Genomic DNA, 16,419 nt, shown 5'->3' with positions numbered 1-16,419 from the left:
TGCCTCCGAATCTATCTCTCTTTTTTCTTTTTGCCTTTGTGTATATAACAATATGTTTTATAACATTGTTCACGAACAGATTTATTACTTCATCCAGACGATCGGATATCCCAAAGCCCTTTTTATTGCCTCCATCTCGGCACTATGCCACATCTCATGCTTGAAACACCAGGACAAGGCTTCGTACTTTATATCGGCAACGGGATGCTTAAACGGGATTGGTTCAAGGGGTTCTTTCAGAGTTTCATCGTTAAGAGTCAGTAGGTTTGCAAGGCAAATATCGTGTACAAAATCCAATTGTTCCTTTAATTCCGAAGCAGGGATAAAGTTCCTTTCAACGGAACGATGCAAAGTCCCCATACCATTAAAGATTTTATTATAACGGGCAATTGGTATCTGCCGTTTAATATCTTCATTTACCCCGGTTATCGTTGTAATGGCATGAAAATTCTGTGAAACCAGCAGATGCCCGATCTGCCAGGCAAAGTTTGAATCCGTACCTTCCGGAATTGTGTACCATAGCTCTTCGGGCATTTCCGAAATCAGACGGTTTACAAAATTCCGTGCTTCAATGATTTGTTCTCTCAAAAATTCAATTTTACTCATCATAATGTTACTTTTTAAGTTATACATTATAATTAGTGAGTAACAGTGTAGAGATTGTGACAACTCAGTCCAAAAATTTTTCCCAATAATTCTTCCGGGGCAAATCTTTTTCAAACTTCTGATACAGGTCGGCCAACCGTATCATTTTGGCAACTGTGGTATATTCTTTATCCAGGTCAATAAAAAAGACCTGTTTACAAATCCTGCATTTACAGGTTCCCGCAGGATTATAAAGCGGACAGGTATCGGTCAGGAAATGGCTGATCTTATCAATGGAACGGGAGTATATCTTACGGACATTCTCCACTGACATTTCCATAATCTCTCCGATCTCTTTATGAGAAAGCCCTATATTCTCCTTAAAAATAAAAATCAGCCGGGCATCATTATTCAGGCAATGATTCAAAGCCGTCAAGCACCAGTCACATCTTTCTTTGACCCACTCTTTCCGTTCCTCATCAGAACCGGTATATTCGATTTCCTGCAAGGCCCTGAATTGCTCCAGCTTCACCAAGGTCGCCACCTTTTCATTTTGAGCATACCGCGAAATAGTCCGCTTCGCAATCGTATAAATCCAGGTCGATAATTCAGAATCTGCATTGAACGAAGGCAGGCTCTTAAACACCTCATACCAGACTTCCTGAGCCGCCTCCTTCGCAATCTCCCTGTTCTGAATCATCCGGTTGGCAATGGTTGCGACCATTGTGCCATAATGCTCAACTATATCCTCTAACTTCATTCAAGCTTATTCAATTAAAATTTCTAACGACCCCAAACTCACATTTCCCTGTACCTAGCAGTCCCATACCATCGACACCCTCCGCTATTCCCACAAATCCGGTATTGATATCGGAACAATAGAAAGAAACTTCTGCCTCCCCTTTTTCATCCGTTATGACGGAAGGTTGCCATAACAAAGTATTACGGGCATCGGGAGTTGACAATTGCATATCTATTTCGTCCGGTTGGTAAAATTCACGGGCAGCGTAGTAGCCTTTGGCACGCCAAAGGTTGTTCCGGCGGAGAAGTTCTTCTTCCGAATAAATAGGACCGTGATAAACGACATATTGTTCGTCTTCCACAATAAACCATTTTCCTCCATCGAAATATTTAGGTTTAATAATTCGATACGTTTTACCCTCTACCGGTTTACTTCGTTCTTCAAGAGGAACGATATTTGCATTGGGACAATAACGGGGGTCATGATGTACCGTATATCCGTCTTTATAATTTTCCAAATGTCCATCCGGGCACACCCAAGGCATACCAATGTCCATCTGTGCCAAACTATCTAAACGTCCCATAAACTTATCCCTGAAAGGTCTACTTGCTTTACGGGTAACAACTACCTCATCCAGTAAAATTGTACTATCATTACTAACGACCGGCATATCGAGAATCTGTTCTTTTACAGACTGAGAAATATCCATAATAGGGTAATATCTCTGTTTCTTTTTCCTTAGACTATCGATTTGCGGAAAATAATCTTCTATTTCAAGTTGAGGCTTATGTTCATTCGACAACATCGGTTTCAAATACACATAACCACCTCGAAGTTCCTTCAATATATCCGTACCGACAGTAAAAGAACCGGTTGAGTCAGCCCATACATACAATGAATTTCCCTCAGCACCGGATATCTGAATAAGTTGTTCCGTCCCCTGCGCCTCTTTCCTCTTTTTCTTACTATGAATAGATTGTATGCCTATTATTTCATCAGACAAAAACAGATTTTCATTATCGGGGGCATATTCTATATTCCAGACATACCGCCTCCATCCCTGAGTCAGCAACAATAAATCCATTGCCTGCATACGATCTTTATTCTTTTCATCGAAATAATAAAGCGGATTATGAATCTTTCCGCGTATCTGAGAGGATAGATAACAATGCGTCAATATGTTTACCGGATCTGCCGGATTAATATATGCCTTATCAAATACACTAAGGCCCAGATTCGTTTTCACTGGTACTCCATTCCCATCCACCAGCTTCTCACTGACATAAACATGTCCGAATACCATACCGTTTTCTACCGGATATTTCTCTTGCCAAACGATACTATCCTTATTATTTATCATTTGCAGATACAATGTCTGACTTTGATTGGAGAATGCAAAAGATTGGGAATTCAACTGATATGCTTTAAACCAAAGGTCTTCTCCTGTCTCATAAATACCCTTGCTGGTTTGGAGATAGATAAGTTCGGAAGGAAAGGCGGCATATTCTTCATTAATAGAAGCAACCCAGGCTTCATCGACTGTTTGCTGGCAAAAACACGGCAAACAGGTATATGTCAGTAAAAAGATGGTTAACAGAATGTTTTTCATGTACCCGACATTTTAATTATCATTGCAGCCCCCAAAACAAGACCACAGCACAAATATAAACAAAAGAAACCAATCTAATCAGGCAAGTATAAAATTCAATCGACCAATTTATGCTTCTCATACGACGGTCTCACCCACCGCAAATAAACCAGGAGCGACACCAGGCAGCATCCGGCACCTACCAGATAGGCTGTTGCCAGATCGGCATGCGAAGCGATGAAGCCGGCTGCCAACATTCCGATTCCCACTCCGAAATCAAAAGAAGTCAGATAAGTGGAAGTTGCCGTTCCACGCATATGATGCGGAGCGACATTTACGAAAAGACACTGGATAGCCGGGACACAAACACCGAATCCGATGCCTATCGCCAGCGCAGAAGCAAAAAAGACAATTTCATTATGAAACAAAGCAAATACAGCAAACGAAAGTGTCAGAAACACCAACGCACTAATCGATACCAGATGTATCTTCCCGTGATCGACCAACCGCCCGGAGATAAGCCTTGCCGTACCGACCCCTATCGCCATAAAAATAAAGAAATAACCGGGATTCGACACATTGATCTCTTTTCCGTACAGCACGACGAAAGAAACAACCATCCCATAAGGTATTGCACTCAACAGGTAAGCCAATGCCGTCGGTAACGCTTTCACCAGAATAAAACGATCCAGCGAAAAAGGAGGCCGTTCCACCTTCTCCCGTTTCGGATAACGAATCAGGCAGACAGAGCCGACACCAACCAACGCTATCGCCAGACCTACCAGCACCAGCGGATGAAAACCATACCTATCATAAACAGCGACCGCCACCAACGGAGCAAGCGACATCGCCAGATTAATCGTCAAGCCATAAAACCCCATTCCTTCGCCTCTTCGCCTGGAAGGAATCACATCTATCGCAATGGTATTACCGGAAACGGAAGTCATCCCCATAAAGCCACCCTGAATGAAACGGACAGCCATTATCGTCAGGACCGTCGTTGCAAACAAATAACCGGCAAACATACAGGCAAAAACCGTAAAGGCAAAGAGATATAACGGTTTGCGTGAAAAGCAATCCACCAAGTATCCGGAAAAGGGACGGACGCACAGCAACCCTATCGAATAACTGGATAATGCCACACCTACCTCCGACGGATTAATCTTCAATACCTCCACCAAATAAACCGGCATAGTCGGCATCAGCATGTAAAAAGAGAAATTCATCAGGAAATAAGAAATACAACACTGGATGAAATTCCGGTTCCAAAGCACAGGTTTCGTTTCGTTCATATCTTTAAGCCAGCTCACTTAACTCCAGCCAGCGCATTGTCTTTTCATCTATTTCTTCAATCACTTTTGCAATGCGTTCCGACTTTGCCATCAACTCGTCGTTGCTCAATGTTCCGCTGCTCATAACCGTTTCAAGTTCAGCTTTTTCAGCTTCAAGCGCAGGTATTTCTTCTTCCAGCGCTTCAAACTCCTTCCGTTCCTTGAAAGATAGTTTCTTTTTCTGTTCATTCTGAGGGCGGTTGTTCTTTTCAGGAGCAGGAGCTTGTTTGGGCTGGCGGGCAGCTTCCGCTTCCTTCTCCAACTGATCCTGTACCTCTTTCCAGTCGCGATATTGAGTATAGTTGCCGGGGAAATCTTTTAGGTCGGCATTGCCACGAAATACCAGTAGATGGTCGACAACCTTATCCATAAAGTAGCGGTCGTGCGAAACAACAATCACGCAACCTTTAAAGTTACGCAGATATTCTTCCAGCACATTCAGCGTTACGATATCCAGGTCGTTGGTCGGCTCATCCAGTACAAGGAAGTTCGGGTTACGCATCAGGACTGTACACAGATAAAGACGCCGCTTCTCTCCCCCACTCAGTTTATAAACATAGCTATGTTGTTTTTCGGGAGTAAACAGGAAATAATTCAGGAACTGAGAAACACCCAGTTTCTTTCCGTCGCCCAGGTCGACATATTCGGCAATATCCTGTACGACATCGATCACCTTCATCTGTTCGTCAAACTTCAAGCCATCCTGACTGTAATAGCCGAAACGAACCGTTTCGCCCACATCGAAGCGTCCGCTATCCGGTTCCACTTCCCCCATCAGCATTTTAATGAAGGTAGATTTCCCGGTACCATTGTTACCGACAATACCCATCTTCTCGAAACGGGCAAAAATATAATTGAAATCTTCTACGATTTTAATATTACCAAAGCTTTTCGTCACATGCTCCGCTTCAAATATCTTCGATCCGATATAGGAAGCTTTCACATCCAGATTCACGTTTCCGTTATCCCGTTGCTGCTTGGCTTTCTTCTCCAGTTCATAAAAAGCATCGATACGATATTTAGCCTTCGTTCCACGGGCCTGCGGCTGCCGGCGCATCCATTCCAGTTCCTTGCGTAACAGGTTGTTAGCACGTTCCACTTCCGTATTCATCGCCTCCATACGTTCCTGACGTTTTTCCAGATAGTAGCTGTAATTACCTTTATATTGATAGATTTGCTGACGATCTATTTCAATAATCTCACTACAAACCCGATCCAGGAAATAACGGTCGTGCGTCACCATCAGGATACTGATATTGGCACGGCTCAGGTATCCTTCCAGCCATTCGGTCATTTCCAGGTCGAGGTGGTTGGTCGGCTCATCGAGGATGATCAGTTCAGGGTCAGTAATCAAAACGTTAGCCAATGCCACGCGTTTCAACTGTCCGCCGGACAGATGTTCCACTTTCTGGTCGAAGTTTGTGATCTTTAGTTGTGAAAGGATTTGCTTGGCCCGTTGTTCATAGTCCCAGGCTTTCAGGTTATCCATACGCATCAGGATATCCTGCAAGTTGGAATGATCGTCACTGGCCATAGCTTCTTCATACTCAGCGATCAGTCGAACCGTCTCATTCGGGGAATAAAAACAGGCTTGAAGAACGGTTAATCCTTCGGGATAAACCGGTGTCTGCTCCAGATAACCGACACGCAGGTCGTTACGGAACACAACCGCCCCATTGTCATAATCCTCCTTCCCGGCAATGATATTCAGTAAAGTTGTTTTACCTGTACCGTTCTTTGCGATAAGGCCCACTTTCTGCCCCTGTGCAATTCCAAACGTAATATCCTCAAAAAGAACCAAATCACCGAAGCTCTTGGTAAGTCCGTCTATCTGTAAATAACTGATCATACTGCCTTTTGTACTTTACTTTGAGGGGCAAAGATACAAAAAATTGGTGGAGAGTCGTTCCCCATAAACGAATGACCAAACTTTAGACAAAAATATTGTCTCCAATAGAATAAAAAGACAGCAGTAAATTCTTTTCACAAAGATATAGAAGAAAATATATCAATATACTTCCTATCCTTTAAAAACCACAATATTCAGCACCTGAGACTTTGACCTTTTTTATAATAAACATACGATCTAGGCCTTCAGAAGAACCTATAGTTATAACTTTTTTCTTAATATGATACCATGTCCCCTGATTAGGAGCCCCAGGTAATCTACTTATACGATTCTGGATATATTTCAAATGAATCAAATTCAGATTCTGATTATTCTCAGACAAATATTGTTCTTCAAAACGCAAATAAGCCGAATAAGGTTTATGCCCCTTATTCAAAGCAAAAGATAAGAAAGACTCAAACACCAACAAATCTTCAGCTTCCTGAGTCAGTTCAATTAATTCCATTCCTTCAACCTGTTGGGGAATATGAGCTTCCCGAATTATTCCATCCTGATCCATCACGACAAACACTGGTTCTAGAGATTCACGACGCTTACGTTTTTTCTTTCCTTTAAGTGTCCGTATTCTGTCTTGTTGACAAAATCCATACTCTAGCCAAAGCCCTGCATTATCCAAAACAAAACCTTCCTCTTTACCTGGAGACGGACGCATACAACGACCGACTTGTTGTAAAAAAATACTCTCACATCATTTCCTTTTTTTCAATATTAACCTTATCTTTGTCAAATCATAAAATTCAACACATGGAACCTGAATCTAAATACGAATCCGTCCCTTATGGTTTTGCTTACTGCCTGAATGAACAATGCAAGCACTCTACGGAGTGCCTGCGTTATCTCGTTTCGAAACAGCTTACGCCGGAACGGACTGTTTTCTCGATCGTAAACCCCGATTGCACGACGCCACAAGCAGATAGCTGCCCCTTTTTCAAAGCAGATCAAAAGGACAGGTACGCTTTGGGGATCACTCAATTATTAGAAGATCTGCCTCATAACAAAGCTGTTGCCATTAAGCGGGCAATGAATACTAAATTCAGTAAAGGAACCCTTTACCGCATCCAGAAAAAAGAACGATTGATTACCCCTGAAGAACAAAATATCATTCGTTTAATCTTTATTCGTCAGGGTATCCATACCGATCCGCTTTTCGACCAATATGTAGAGCAATACGATTGGTAAGAAATTGTAAACTTTTTAGGCCTTTATTACTTATAATCCCCACTTAAATGGGTGATATTCCCCACACAAGTGGGTAGTATTCCCCATAGTAGTGGGGGAAATTCCCCACATGAATAAAAATTGTGGGGAAAAAGCTCTATAACGAACTCTCAATAAATACTGAAATCCTGCGGCTTTATCACAAACCCGATCCGCAGCATACTCTTAAAGTGATTATATTCCAGCAGGTTCTCACCGTAACCGTTATAATATTGAAGGAAAAAATATTGGTTCTCGTTATTGTTAAACTTATAACTTAACTCGACCTGTGTATTAAAACTAAACCAGGTTTTACGTTTCGTCAGGATCACTCCGCAGTTAAACCGCTTATTGTCTGTCCGGAAATTGGCCGCCATCTGGAAAATACCGTTATACTTTAACAGGTCTTTATTATATTTTCCGTCGACGATCGGTATCCAGGTCTTGAACTGAGCCTCCCAGTTTTTGTTTAAAACAATGGCTGTTGCAAATGTCACCTTGTTCCAACTGCGCGAAGCCGTACTGTCTTTTCCGTTCGATTCATGTTCGAGCATCAGATAGCCTTTTCCGATGAATTTATTATGATGGATAATCAGATGCCCCAGTCCGATTCCCGGGTTGAAGTTCAGGTCGCGCATGGGCAGAGATTTCTGGAAAACATTCCAAAAGGCTTTCTGGGTGTACTGGATAAAAAGATAAGTGTCGAAAGGCAGCTTACTTTTCGTCAGGCGTTGGGCAATACTCAACTGGAACTTCACATCCGAATTGGCTGCGGTCGGTTTATGCCCGATCGTCGTTCCGCCGATGAAATAATTATCTTTGAATAAAGTGAAATAAGGCGCTTTGTCCAATACCGCACGCACACTGTCCGCGTTATATTCCAACTTCGGATCCTGCACCAGAACCTGGGCAGATACTGAAACAAAACAGGAAATGAATAAAACGTATAGAAATACTGCTGTCCTTTTCATAAAACATGAATATATAAACCTTATAAAAATAGAACAAAGGTAATATCCATCAAGGTTTAACAATTCTCCCCGATTTCATGAATTATGGTCAATTCAGTTACCTCTTCTTTATTATAACCAAATCTTAACTGGTATGTTCATTTTTTATATCTTTGCCCGCATGGAAAAAGTATATCAATATTACAGGGATACAATAGCCGCTTACACACGCCGCTCGGACAGTCTGAGAAAAAAAATGCATTTGATAGGAACAATACGCCTGCTGCTGGTCGCCGGGCTTATTGCTGCGATATGGTTTCTGAAAGCCGAAAACTGGATGGTGTTAGGCGGAGCAATCCTCTTATTCATCATTCCTTTCATCGGGTTAATGGTTTATCATACATTTTTATCATCGCAAAAGTCGTATGCCGATGCACTATCCGCCCTGTGTAACAACGAACTGAAAGGACTGGATTACGATTTCAGCGCTTTCGACGGGGCACCGGAGAAAAGTTCGGCCGACCATTCATTCAGCCTGGACCTGGATCTTTTCGGAAACCGTTCCATCTTCCAGTCCATCAACCGGACAGTTACTTCGATGGGAAAAGAAAGGCTTGCCAACTGGTTTATCAACCCGCTTACCGATAAAGAAAAGATACTCAAACACCAGGAAGCGATCCGTGAACTGAGCGAAATGACGCAATTAAGGCAACACTTCTATGTAACTGGTGTATTAAGTCCGGGAAATAAAGGAGATGTGAATACCCTAAACACACTAACAGATCATAAACCGGCCTTCATTAACAGCCAGCTCTGGAAAATACTGATATGGCTCATTCCTGCCATATGGGTGATACTGATCGCAGGAGCATCAAGCGGAATAATCAGTTTCACCGGCATAAGCATATTCTTCGCCATCTCGTTCCTAATTTCCTACATACGGGGAAAACAAATCACAGAACTTCATAACTCCGTGAACAAGATGGAGAAAATCCTGTATACGTATTCTTCACTGATCAAAAGCATTGAAGGCGACCTTTTCAAGTCAACCGAACTGGCAGCGATCAGCAACCAGTTTAACGGGACAGACGGAACAGCCTCGAAGGCTCTGAAAAAGCTATCCCGCAGCATTGGTGCGCTGGACCAGCGGGGCAGTATGATGGGATTCATTATGAACATCTTTATTCTCCGCGACACCCGGACAGCCATCCGTCTGGAACGTTGGATACAGATACACGCCGAGGATATTCCCCGATGGTTCGATGCCCTTGCCGAGTTTGATGCCTACAGTTCGTTGGGAGGATTTGCATTCAATCATACCGGCTATATCTATCCGGAAATAGCCGACTCTTATTTCAAGATGAGTGGTAAAGCACTTGGGCACCCCCTACTCCGCCGTGATGCTTGCGTACGGAATGATATTTCGATAGAAAAAAGTCCGTGGTTCCTGATTATCACCGGGGCAAATATGGCTGGGAAAAGCACCTACCTCCGTACAGTCGGAGTCAACTATCTGCTGGCCTGTATCGGTGCTCCGGTCTATGCAGACTCCCTGACTGTCTATCCGGCAAAGATGGTGACCAGCCTGCGTACTTCCGATTCGCTGGTCAGCAATGAATCTTATTTCTTCGCAGAATTGAAACGGCTGAAAATGATTATCGACCGTCTGCAACAGGGAGAAAAACTATTTATCATACTGGATGAAATCCTGAAAGGAACTAACTCGATCGACAAGCAAAAAGGTTCGATCGCCCTGATGAAACAGTTGGTAGCTTACCAGACTTGCGGTATCATCGCCACACACGACCTGGCACTGGGCGAACTGGAAAACGAATTCCCCAACCAGATAAAGAACTACCGCTTTGAAGCCGATATTACAAATGAAGAACTAACCTTCTCCTATCTGCTTCGTGAAGGGGTAGCACAAAATATGAATGCATGTTTCCTGATGAAGAAGATGGGGATAACGGTTTAAATACTTATATTTGCACGTAAATTAATAGAAAGGAGTCACTTATGACAACAATAGAACTTGAAGCCAGCAAAGCGGAATTGGTTCGTGAGATATTAAATATCGAAAATAGTGAAACCATCGGAAAACTTCGCAAATATCTAAGTAAGCTCCGGAGTAACAAAGAAGAGGCAAGTCCGTGTGAATATACCCTCGAAGAGGTTCGTCAGCGATTGGCTATCACTGGTAAGGATGCTATTGCCGGAATAGGTATCAGCGGTGAAGAGATGGAACAGCGAATGAAAGATATTATATAATAGTATGAAAATCATATGGCATCCGTTTGCATCAAACGATTTTGATCAGATTATATACTATTACCGGGATGCTTTTGGAGTTAAAACAGCTCAAAAAGTCCGCGACACACTTCATCATGACATATATCATTTGCTCTGTTTACATCCTTTTCTGGGATTCTGTGAAACCTGTCTGAGTGACGTCGATCAACTCTCTTACCGTTCACTAGTCTCGGGGCACATTAAAATAATTTATACCGTTCACGATAAATATATTTATATCCACATGCTTTGGGATTGCCGACGTAATCCCAAACAACTTCAAAGCGAAATAAAAGAACGTAAATAAAACTTATCAAATGGAGTTGTATCAAAATTCGGTTTTAATACAACTCCATTTATTATCATTTTCCTGTTTTATACTTCGCCTTAATCTCCGGCAACGCCCGCTGTATCTCTGCGATACGGGTGGCATCACTTGGGTGAGTGCTCATGAACTCCGGAGTCGAGCCGCTTTTTCCGGCAGACATCTTTTGCCAGAAATTTACCGCTACATCGGGATTATATCCAGCCATCGTCATAAATACCAATCCCATATAATCCGCTTCCGATTCATGTTTGCGTGAGAAAGGAAGCATGACACCATACTGCGCACCCACACCATAAACCGTATTGGCAACCGTCTGGACTGCCGCACTCTTATTGCTTACAGCCTGTCCCAAGATGGCGGCTCCGTATTGTGCCATCAGCTGCTGGCTCATTCGTTCGTTACTATGTTTTGCCACCGCATGCGCTACTTCGTGACCAACCACTACGGCCAGTTCGTCATCCGACGATACCAGCGACATCAAACCTTCGTAAACCACAATCTTTCCGCCCGGCATACAAAAAGCATTTATCTGGTTATCTTTCACCAGATTGAACTCCCACTGGAAATTCTTAATCTCGCTTTCCATTCCGTTCGCTTTCAGATAAGCCTCTGTGGCTGCGGCAATCTTCTTCCCCACACGGGTCACCATCGCACTCTCATTCTTATCCGACGACTTTGTGGCTGATTTCATATAATCGCTATATTGCGTTAAGCTGGAGGACAATACCTCCTGGTCGGAAACCAGCAACACCTGCTTTCTCCCTGTCAAAGGCACACTCCCGCACGCACTCAGCATCAGAAGCATCGCCATCAATAAACCTGTAATCTTTTTCATCTCTCTCATTTAGTTTTTACGAATACAAAATTATCATTTCTTTATGAGAATAGAACAATTCAAAAGGCATTTTTGCTCAACAGATATATAACGAAACCTGTTTATCCGGCGGAATCGGTATGAGGCGTAACACTTTCTGTATATTATTACATTTGTTCTCGTCAATTAAGAGACCAACTCTATTCCAATATACTCCCGACACATAATATTTTACCAATCAATACCTCATATTTATTTAGTTCTTCAATATTCATTTTTTTCTCTGTTTGCAAAATATCCATTTTATCAAAAGGGGTACAGTCCGCTTCTATTATAACAGAATGCTCACCATACGGTAGTTCAGGCATCCAAAAATAGTTCATCCTGTTATAGGTACAATATTTATCAAATCTACGCGTGTCTTTTATTAGCTTTCCATCAATATAAACTTTTATACGAGCTCCTCTAAGACCCATAATATCAAACAATCCGACTCTTGTACCTTTAAAACGAAATTGAAGAGTCTCTCCACTTTTCTCAGTTGAAGCGACATAAGAGAAATGTTCCCTAAAAGGCTTGACAAAAGGATCACTTCCGTCTTTTTTCTCCCATCCTTCTGAAAGCCATTCCTTTTTTACATCATACATTTTAGCTTTTTCATAATTCGTTTCGCAAAACGGGACTTTCATTTTCTGAACCATTGGGGTCCCTTTCACCATTTGCTGAAACGAATTGCATAGAGTTTCCGTATAAACAGCATGTCCGTCTGAACCTGGATGTGTACCATCCTCCGTAAAACGTATTTTCTCTCCATAATCCATATCCCGTAAAGCATGCATCACTAACTTATTATCTCTTAGTAGTTTTGCAACAGCGAAATCAAAAGAAACAGATGGAATACCATAATATTGAGCTATCTGCTCCATTATGCGGGATGAACGCCAATGATCTCCATTTAAAATCACATTTTCCTGTGGCTTATTTGTCGTATACAAAAAACAAATATCTACGTGATCTGAATGATTTCGGATTTTCCTTACTATCCCTTCCATAGAACGTACAATCTCTAATGAATCAGTTTGTGAATCATTCACTGCAAATTCGACAAAAACCAAGTCTGGATTTTTAGCTAAGACATCACTGTCCATTCTAACAACTCCCAAATCTGAACCTGTACCACCGATACCTGCATTTATAGTCGATAAAAGGACATCCGGGTAAGATTTTTTAAACCAATCTTCAAATTGTACCCGATAGCCAGAAGCTTGTGTTATGCTTCCTCCCAAAAAGGCTATCGTCAGCGGTTTTTTCTCTTGTATCTTTTTATTAGTCCAATATAACCCATTCCTTAACGCTAAACAATCCGGAAGTTGCTTTCTCAACAAAAGGCACGCACCACCACCTGCAGCAAGTCTGACTTTAATTTTATCGTTAGTTGTCGCAATTTGATTAGACACCTGATAAGATTCTCTATTGTTCAAATAATGCGCATCAACACCATCCTGAACTAACATTAGCTCATATTGTCCACGTGGTAAAAAAGACAAGGGGATCTCCAATTCTCTTGCCGATTCATTCGTCACAGCCCCAACCAGATAAACATTATCAGTCTGACGCATCATAACAATATATTCACCGACTTTACCATCCAACGTCCTACTCTCTTTCCAGGGCATCTGCTGAGCAGAGATAAAGGAAAGTAACTCCGGATACTTTTCATAATATTCCGGAATGTCAGGAAGAATCGTTGCTCCTGAAAAAGTCACCAATGTCCGGGCTGCTTCCGACACGACAGTCGAGGGGACCGGCTGGTTTTCATCTACTCTTGTTGTCGGCCCTTGTCTTAAATCAAACATGCCATTATTCATGTCGATCGGACCGGCCAACATATTCACAAAAACAGATGTTACGAATGTAGACGGAACAAAAACCCGATGGGCATCCAACTGAGCATGACAATATTCCCTCGTAATAGCATTAGGCCAAGTCCGCATTTGTCCATAAGGATGAACAGGCCCATCATGGAAGTCTACCAATAACTGATTTCGGGCACACAGTTCAGTAATCATTCTGGTACGAATATTTTTCTCCTGCTCGGAGCCTTTCATAAATCCATATTTTACCCCCACGGCGCCCCAATCGTGATACAACTTTAATGTCTCACTGATCGGGAAATTACGTCCTCCAACATCATTCAAGTATAACCAGATGCCTACACCTCTACTTTTCGCATACTGAATAATTTTTCGGACATCCTGCGCCTGGCCTCCTTTCATCGGATCTGATTCACTCTCATGCTCCGGTCCATACCAGTTCGCATCCAATACCAACCCTTTAAAACCTTGCTTCGAAGCAAAATCAACCATACGTACCCAGGAAGGATATGTCATCGAATAAGTAAAATCTTCAACAATCGCACCATCAATACGCCAATCCCAAACATAAACACCCGGTTTGACCCATGAGAAGTCCATCTGAGGTTCAGGATTTAACAATTCAATAATGTGCGAATCGACTAAAGTACCTAATTTATCACCAGCCATTACAACACGCCAGGGAGAACAATTTTCCTCGGACAAAGTCACAGGAGACGATTCTATCATAAAACTCTGATCCCCTTTTCCGGAGATTAACCGCAAAGGATTTCCCGCCCGTAAATCAGCTTCATGAATAGCCACATAGCATTTCGGATCAACTTCCAAAAGCACAACCGGACGTCTTATACCATCAATATCCGAGAGTTTTTCCGGACCAATATTGGCATTTTCCCCATTATAGGACCAGGCTGTATAATCAGCTGCAAAACAAAACCCTGTCAATTCAGACTGGATATCTACTTGTTTTTCCGGAAATTCATAACGGAAAGCAAGTCCGTCATTATATAACCGAACGACAAACGATAGTTTAGTTTTTTCGCTCCCCGACTGTGGCGCCAATTCTAATGACAATTCATTAAAAACATCCGGCACCACCTCTCTTTTTCCCCATACTGGTTTCCAGACAGATTTAGACATTCTTTTGCTATGATTTGCTATTACCCAGTCATTTCCAGGTATTTTGTTTCCATTTGTCATGTAATATCCGATTGTAGAAGAGTCTATAACCAACTTATTCCCCATCGAAAACTTATATTCAAAAGTTCCCTTATCCGTCCGAACAAACCGGACTTCCAACTTTCCATCCGGAGACAAAAGGGAATACTCCACCCCCTTCATATGTCCAATGTTTATCAAAGCGAACATCAATACTCCCAAAACACGAATCCAAACTTTACTTTGTAAAAACATATCCTATGTACTATAAATTGTCATAAATAATCTTTGCTATTATATCATACCCGTTTGAAGTCGGATGAATACCGTCCGGGTAATAATTAACGCTATCTCTCATCTCCTCCCGATACAAATTAATCACCGGCAATTGTTCCTCTTCTGAAACCCGCTTAATCAGCTTCATTACTTTATTGCGCAAAATGTCATCACGCTGTTGCCATTTAAATCCATACGGCAATATCGGATAACAAAGATATACTTGATCTGAAATACTTTTCATTCTCCGGACCAACCTGAGATAATCTGCATAAAAAAAATCTTCATTTACCCATTCATCCGGTCTCGAATCATTAGTTCCCAATTTCACAATGATTACTTCCGGTCTGAATAATTTCAAATCTTTGTATGCCTCCGTCTTCAAATAAGTAGTAAATTTATCAAACTGCACAGCTGCACCCGGTACTCCGAAGTTGCGTACCTCAACACTATCTCCCAGCATTTTCTGCAATTTATAAGGATATGTTTCTTCAACCGAATTTGTTAAATACCCGTATGTGATGCTATTCCCCACACAAGCAATCCGCTTACGGGAAAATATATCCTTACAAAAAGTGTACATATCGTCAGAAACACGATTAAACAATGTTTCGTTTGTCCGGGAATTTATTCCATGATCGACATTCTCATATAATTTAGTTTCCACTATCCCGCCTTTACTTTCCAACGCTGTCGCAAAATTTACCGATTGATTATAATCAATAACATTATCTTTCATCCCATGCATCAAGAGACTAGCAGGAATATTCCTATCCGGAATATTAAACATAGCAGAAGCCTGACGCAAGTCCAGCGAGTCTATCGCCTGAATAAACCTTTTTTGTACTACAGGTACAGGAAAATCACCCTCTCTCGTTTCCAACAAATTATAAGTCCCGGCCATACCTACCCAAAGTCTGCATCCAGGTATTTTCATGGCTGCCAATGCCGCTAAATGCGCACCGGCCGAAGCGCCGCAAAAACCGTAGCAAGATGAGTCCAACTTCCATTCTTCCTCATGCTTTCTGATAAATAATACAGACTTTTCAATCAAATCCATTACACGTCCTAGTGTACCGCCCTGATCCATCAAAGGATAAGAGATCCGAACACCTGCAATGCCTCTTTCCGCCATATAAATGGAATGCTTTTTAAAAACCCCCATATCTCCATGCTGCCATCCGCCACCATGTATATAAATCATATATGGACTTTGCTTTTTATCGCACCGGGGCAGATCAATTTCCAGATCAAATCTACCCAACGCTCCGGAGTAATATGTATATCTCTGAGTCGAGACTTCATACAACTTTTCTTCAGCTACGACGGAAAAAGAAAACAAACACAAAAGGATCACCCATAATGTCTTCATCTTGTT

13 protein-coding genes are annotated in these 16,419 nt (G+C 42.0%); 3 read left to right on the top strand and 10 right to left on the bottom strand.

All coding sequences use genetic code 11. The annotated features are described in order from the left end of the window. Nucleotides 1–84: 84 nt before the first annotated feature. The 6 genes from K6V26_RS02475 to K6V26_RS02450 all read right to left on the bottom strand — a co-directional run bounded on the left by K6V26_RS02475 (nt 85) and on the right by K6V26_RS02450 (nt 6,807). Nucleotides 85–606 (bottom strand): DinB family protein, encoded by a 522-nt coding sequence (locus K6V26_RS02475; RefSeq protein ID WP_010800288.1) that lies wholly within the window; start codon nt 604–606, stop codon nt 85–87. A 64-nt stretch (nt 607–670) separates the two neighbouring features. Continuing rightward, on the bottom strand, nt 671–1,345 hold the full coding sequence (locus tag K6V26_RS02470) for an RNA polymerase sigma factor (RefSeq protein ID WP_122328452.1): 675 nt from the start codon (nt 1,343–1,345) through the stop codon (nt 671–673). 10 nt (nt 1,346–1,355) lie between these two features. Then, nucleotides 1,356–2,936: a hypothetical protein gene (locus K6V26_RS02465; RefSeq protein ID WP_007653683.1), complete on the bottom strand. Its 1,581-nt coding sequence runs from the start codon at nt 2,934–2,936 to the stop codon at nt 1,356–1,358. 95 nt (nt 2,937–3,031) lie between these two features. Then, nucleotides 3,032–4,207 carry an MFS transporter gene (locus K6V26_RS02460; RefSeq protein ID WP_007653684.1) on the bottom strand — a complete coding sequence of 392 codons (1,176 nt, stop codon included), beginning with the start codon at nt 4,205–4,207 and terminating at the stop codon, nt 3,032–3,034. 4 nt (nt 4,208–4,211) lie between these two features. Next, nucleotides 4,212–6,095: an ABC-F family ATP-binding cassette domain-containing protein gene (locus K6V26_RS02455; RefSeq protein WP_007653685.1), complete on the bottom strand. Its 1,884-nt coding sequence runs from the start codon at nt 6,093–6,095 to the stop codon at nt 4,212–4,214. A gap of 178 nt (nt 6,096–6,273) precedes the next feature. Further along, entirely contained in the window at nt 6,274–6,807 is a 534-nt protein-coding gene (locus tag K6V26_RS02450) for a hypothetical protein (RefSeq protein ID WP_007653687.1), read from the bottom strand. A 92-nt stretch (nt 6,808–6,899) separates the two neighbouring features. Between K6V26_RS02450 and K6V26_RS02445 the strand changes: the two genes are divergently transcribed. Further along, complete coding sequence (locus K6V26_RS02445) at nt 6,900–7,334, top strand: DUF6078 family protein (protein ID WP_007653689.1); 435 nt, start codon at nt 6,900–6,902, stop codon at nt 7,332–7,334. 149 nt (nt 7,335–7,483) lie between these two features. Here the strand turns inward: K6V26_RS02445 and K6V26_RS02440 are convergent, their stop codons facing one another. After that, nucleotides 7,484–8,323, bottom strand: coding sequence for a phospholipase A (locus K6V26_RS02440; protein WP_007653691.1), 840 nt, complete (start codon nt 8,321–8,323; stop codon nt 7,484–7,486). Nucleotides 8,324–8,483: 160 nt separating this feature from the next. On the opposite strand from K6V26_RS02440, the gene K6V26_RS02435 reads away from it, so the two are divergent. Together K6V26_RS02435 and K6V26_RS02430 are read left to right on the top strand one after the other, a co-directional pair. After that, a complete protein-coding gene (locus K6V26_RS02435) occupies nt 8,484–10,277 on the top strand; it encodes a MutS family DNA mismatch repair protein (protein WP_224264516.1) in 1,794 nt (597 codons plus the stop codon). Between the two features lie 41 nt (nt 10,278–10,318). Continuing rightward, nucleotides 10,319–10,570, top strand: coding sequence for a hypothetical protein (locus tag K6V26_RS02430; RefSeq protein ID WP_010800294.1), 252 nt, complete (start codon nt 10,319–10,321; stop codon nt 10,568–10,570). A gap of 383 nt (nt 10,571–10,953) precedes the next feature. On the opposite strand, the gene K6V26_RS02425 is transcribed toward K6V26_RS02430, so the two are convergent. The 3 genes from K6V26_RS02425 to K6V26_RS02415 all read right to left on the bottom strand — a co-directional run bounded on the left by K6V26_RS02425 (nt 10,954) and on the right by K6V26_RS02415 (nt 16,413). Continuing rightward, nucleotides 10,954–11,754, bottom strand: a complete 801-nt coding sequence (locus tag K6V26_RS02425) for a M48 family metallopeptidase (protein WP_010800296.1) — start codon at nt 11,752–11,754, stop codon at nt 10,954–10,956. A gap of 179 nt (nt 11,755–11,933) precedes the next feature. Further along, a complete protein-coding gene (locus tag K6V26_RS02420) occupies nt 11,934–14,948 on the bottom strand; it encodes a glycoside hydrolase family 97 catalytic domain-containing protein (RefSeq protein ID WP_224264515.1) in 3,015 nt (1,004 codons plus the stop codon). An 82-nt stretch (nt 14,949–15,030) separates the two neighbouring features. Then, the gene (locus tag K6V26_RS02415) at nt 15,031–16,413 is read right to left on the bottom strand and encodes a GDSL-type esterase/lipase family protein (protein ID WP_195437716.1); all 1,383 of its coding nucleotides are present in this window, start codon (nt 16,411–16,413) and stop codon (nt 15,031–15,033) included. Nucleotides 16,414–16,419: the final 6 nt, after the last annotated feature.

Source organism: Parabacteroides goldsteinii (assembly GCF_020091425.1).
Classification (GTDB): Bacteria; Bacteroidota; Bacteroidia; order Bacteroidales; family Tannerellaceae; genus Parabacteroides; species Parabacteroides goldsteinii.
The sequence above is the reverse complement of the archived record's forward strand: the minus strand, read 5'-3'. Positions and strand labels throughout refer to the sequence as shown.

Excerpts from the sequence above, each read along its gene's own strand:
- K6V26_RS02475 (WP_010800288.1), bottom strand. The coding sequence starts at position 606 with ATGAGTAAAATTGAATTTTTGAGAGAACAAATCATTGAAGCACGGAAT.
- K6V26_RS02470 (WP_122328452.1), bottom strand. The coding sequence starts at position 1,345 with ATGAAGTTAGAGGATATAGTTGAGCATTATGGCACAATGGTCGCAACC.
- K6V26_RS02465 (WP_007653683.1), bottom strand. The coding sequence starts at position 2,936 with ATGAAAAACATTCTGTTAACCATCTTTTTACTGACATATACCTGTTTG.
- K6V26_RS02460 (WP_007653684.1), bottom strand. The coding sequence starts at position 4,207 with ATGAACGAAACGAAACCTGTGCTTTGGAACCGGAATTTCATCCAGTGT.
- K6V26_RS02455 (WP_007653685.1), bottom strand. The coding sequence starts at position 6,095 with ATGATCAGTTATTTACAGATAGACGGACTTACCAAGAGCTTCGGTGAT.
- K6V26_RS02450 (WP_007653687.1), bottom strand. The coding sequence starts at position 6,807 with ATGCGTCCGTCTCCAGGTAAAGAGGAAGGTTTTGTTTTGGATAATGCA.
- K6V26_RS02445 (WP_007653689.1), top strand. The coding sequence starts at position 6,900 with ATGGAACCTGAATCTAAATACGAATCCGTCCCTTATGGTTTTGCTTAC.
- K6V26_RS02440 (WP_007653691.1), bottom strand. The coding sequence starts at position 8,323 with ATGAAAAGGACAGCAGTATTTCTATACGTTTTATTCATTTCCTGTTTT.
- K6V26_RS02435 (WP_224264516.1), top strand. The coding sequence starts at position 8,484 with ATGGAAAAAGTATATCAATATTACAGGGATACAATAGCCGCTTACACA.
- K6V26_RS02430 (WP_010800294.1), top strand. The coding sequence starts at position 10,319 with ATGACAACAATAGAACTTGAAGCCAGCAAAGCGGAATTGGTTCGTGAG.
- K6V26_RS02425 (WP_010800296.1), bottom strand. The coding sequence starts at position 11,754 with ATGAAAAAGATTACAGGTTTATTGATGGCGATGCTTCTGATGCTGAGT.
- K6V26_RS02420 (WP_224264515.1), bottom strand. The coding sequence starts at position 14,948 with ATGAAGGGGGTGGAGTATTCCCTTTTGTCTCCGGATGGAAAGTTGGAA.
- K6V26_RS02415 (WP_195437716.1), bottom strand. The coding sequence starts at position 16,413 with ATGAAGACATTATGGGTGATCCTTTTGTGTTTGTTTTCTTTTTCCGTC.